The organism is uncultured Campylobacter sp. (assembly GCF_937949835.1).
Classification (GTDB): Bacteria; Campylobacterota; Campylobacteria; order Campylobacterales; family Campylobacteraceae; genus Campylobacter_B.
The window spans coordinates 1-3,067 of record NZ_CALEDC010000107.1; the positions used below are offsets into that span (position 1 = coordinate 1).

A 3,067-nucleotide genomic window follows, 5' to 3' on the forward strand; every position below is an offset into this window, starting at 1 on the left:
GACGGCAATTTTGCCGCTAGCTGCAAAGAAAATTCGCGCCCAAACGTAAATTTAACCCGCGGTTCAAGAAAAAATTTCGCCGCCAACTCCCGTGAAAATTTAACCTGCGGTTTAGGCGAAAGCTCTACCGCAAACGGTTTAGGAGAATGTTCTGCTGCAAATTCTAGCGAAAGCCATACTGCAAATTCCATAGAAAATTCCGTCTCCGATCCCGCGCGCAGAGTGTTTGTCTATCTGGATCCGCCGTTTGCGATCAGGCAGGGTTTTGGCGAGATTTACGAGCGGGTGCTGGCGCTGATAGCGCGCCTGGGCTCCGCGCAGTGCGAGCTGCTAATCGCGATCGAGCATATGAGCGAGCTTGAGCTGCCACTTAAAATCGGCGATTTCGCGCTGCTTAAATCGCGAAAATTCGGCGCTACGACGATGAGCTACTACGCAAAATGAAAAGCTTAAAGCAAATTTTAGATTACTACGCCGATTTGAAAAATTGCGACGCGGATCTTTTCGGCGCGCCCGATCCGCTGCAGGTCGCAAAGGGACATCGAAACGACGTCGTAGCGCTCATCTGCGCGCTGTTTGCTTACGGGAGCGCGGCTCAAATTTTAAAATTTCTTCGCTCGCTTGATTTTTCGCTTTTAGACGGGAGCGATGAGCGCATGAGAGCGGAGCTTGCGGGCAAAAAGTATAGATTTCAAAGCCCGCGCGACGTCGCTGAAATTTTTATAACTTTAAAGCGGCTTAAAAATAGCCTTAGCATCGAAGAGAGCGTGCTTTGCGGCATGCAAAAAAGCGGACGGATCGAGGATGGGATAAATTTTTTAATCGGCGAAATTTACAAATTAAATCCCTACCGCAGCCCGGGATATGAGTTTTTTTTCGGTCGCGGCTTCGCGAAAAAGCCCACGTCGCCGTACAAGCGCTACAATCTTTTCCTGCGCTGGGCGGTGCGCGACAGCGACATCGATCTGGGGCTGTACAAAAAGATCGAAAAATCGCGCCTCCTCACCCCGCTCGATACCCACACGCATAAAGTTTCGCTTAAGCTTGGGCTGATCGATCGCAAGAGTTACGATTTCGAGGCGGTTTTACAGCTTACGCAAAGCTTAGGACGCTTCGATCCGAGTGACCCTATCAAATACGACTTCGCGCTGTATCGCCTCGGACAGAGCGGCGAGATAGATAAAATTTTACCCGAACTAAGCGCGAGTTTAGATAAAACTGCGAAGTAAGTCGGCGAAATTTTATCTGGTACGAGCTGGGCGATGAAATTTTATGAAGTTTTAGTGCGGGTGTGCGGCGGAATTTTGCGCTGTGCTGCCGCATAAGTAGGGGCTGGCTTTATGAATTTTGCCGTACGCCTTGAGTACGGCGCGCCGAAATTTCATAAAATTTTAGCAAAAGATCGCTTTATAAAATTCTGCAAATTTCACGGATAGCTGCGCGAAATTTATAGGCTGTCTTGTAGAATTTGGGTAAAATTTCGCCGCTTTGCGCTACTTAAATTTTATGAAATTTTGCAGCTCGCGCGCGACGCGATAAATTGCATGGAGCTAAAACGGCATCGTGCGGTAAATTTAATAAAATTTAAGCAGGAGCCGTGCGGCAAAATCCGATATAATTCCATGGAATTTTATAAAATTGCATGGAATTCTAGCAGGCGCTCGTATGCACTTTGCGGTGCATGAGCGGTTTGCGATCGTAATTGCGAGGAATTCTGGCAGGCGTTCATAGCGCGTGTCTGTGTAATTTGAAAGAAGGACAAAGATGGAGCTTGAACTTTGGCAGTTTGCGGTGCTTTTTGCGGCGGCGTTTTTCGGCGGATTTATCGACTCGATCGCGGGCGGCGGCGGGTTGATCTCGCTGCCTGCGCTGCTTGCCGTGGGCGTTCCGCCGCATGTAGCGATCGCCACAAATAGATTTCAAGGCAGCTTCGGAAGCTTCACCGCCGCTTTAAATTTCATCCGCAAGGGCTATGTCGATGCGGCGGAGATCTTGCGCGGTGTGATTTTTACGTTCGTAGGCGGGCTCGTCGGCGCTTATGTCCTGCTTCTAATCGATGCGAAATTCCTAAACTACCTCATTCCGATCCTGCTGCTGGCGCTTTTGCTTTATATGATTTTTTCGCCGAACCTTGGCGAAGCGCCCGCCAGGCCCAAGATGTCAAAAAAGAGCTTTTACGCGATTTTCGGGCTTGTTTTGGGGTTTTACGACGGATTTTTCGGTCCAGGCACGGGCTCGTTTTGGACGTTTGCACTCGTGGGAATTTTAGGGCTTTATATGAAAAAGGCGGTCGCACACACGAAGGTTTTAAATTTCACCTCAAACATCGTCTCTTTGGGCGTTTTTATCATCGGTGGGCAAATTTTATGGCTCGTCGGAGCGGTGATGGCGGTCGGACAGATCGCGGGCAGCTTCGTAGGCTCAAGCCTCGTGATGAGATGCGACGTGAAATTTGTGCGCAAGATGCTTCTGCTAGTCGTTGCCGCCACGATTTTAAAGCTACTTTACGGACTGATTGCAAGTTGATTACAGACCGATTGAGGGCCGATCGCAGGCTGATCTCAAGGCAAAATCATAGAATTTTATACAGGATTTCGTATAAAATTTCGCGTAAAATTTTATGAACTCTTGCCGATATGCTACGACAGCGCCACCTTACCGCCGCGACAGTGCTGATTTCATTACTGCGGCGCTATCTTGCCGCAGTGTCACACCAAATTTACTGCGACACTGTCAATTTAATTGTAGTGTCGATTTTATCGTAGCTTTGTAGCTATTATGCTGCGACGGAGCCAACTTTGCTGCCGCAATAGCGCAGATCTTGCTGTAGCGTCATACCGATCCCGCTGCGACGGCATCAATCTAGCTGTGTATCGCCGATGAAATTTTGCCTATTCGTGTCGGTTAAATTTCGCCGTATTACCCGCGTATCTATTTTATTTGCCCGCCATTGATAGAATTTAGTCGTATTGCCTAGCGTGCGGCGTTATCGTGCTTGTGCTTATGAAATTTCATACGCTTACGTCAGCAAAATTTTAAAATACCACCTTGCAGATCGTTTTGTCGC

General features: G+C 48.5%; 3 protein-coding genes. All 3 read left to right on the top strand.

Annotated features, from left to right (window positions below):
• On the top strand, positions 1–444 hold a 444-nt coding region (locus Q0256_RS02360; RefSeq protein ID WP_297959700.1), incomplete at its 5' end, for an RsmD family RNA methyltransferase.
• A complete protein-coding gene (locus tag Q0256_RS02365; protein WP_297959702.1) occupies positions 441–1,229 on the top strand; it encodes a TIGR02757 family protein in 789 nt (262 codons plus the stop codon). The genes Q0256_RS02360 and Q0256_RS02365, both read left to right, overlap by 4 nt.
• Before the next feature lie 535 nt (positions 1,230–1,764).
• Complete coding sequence (locus tag Q0256_RS02370; protein WP_297959704.1) at positions 1,765–2,526, top strand: TSUP family transporter; 762 nt, start codon at positions 1,765–1,767, stop codon at positions 2,524–2,526.
• Positions 2,527–3,067: the final 541 nt, after the last annotated feature.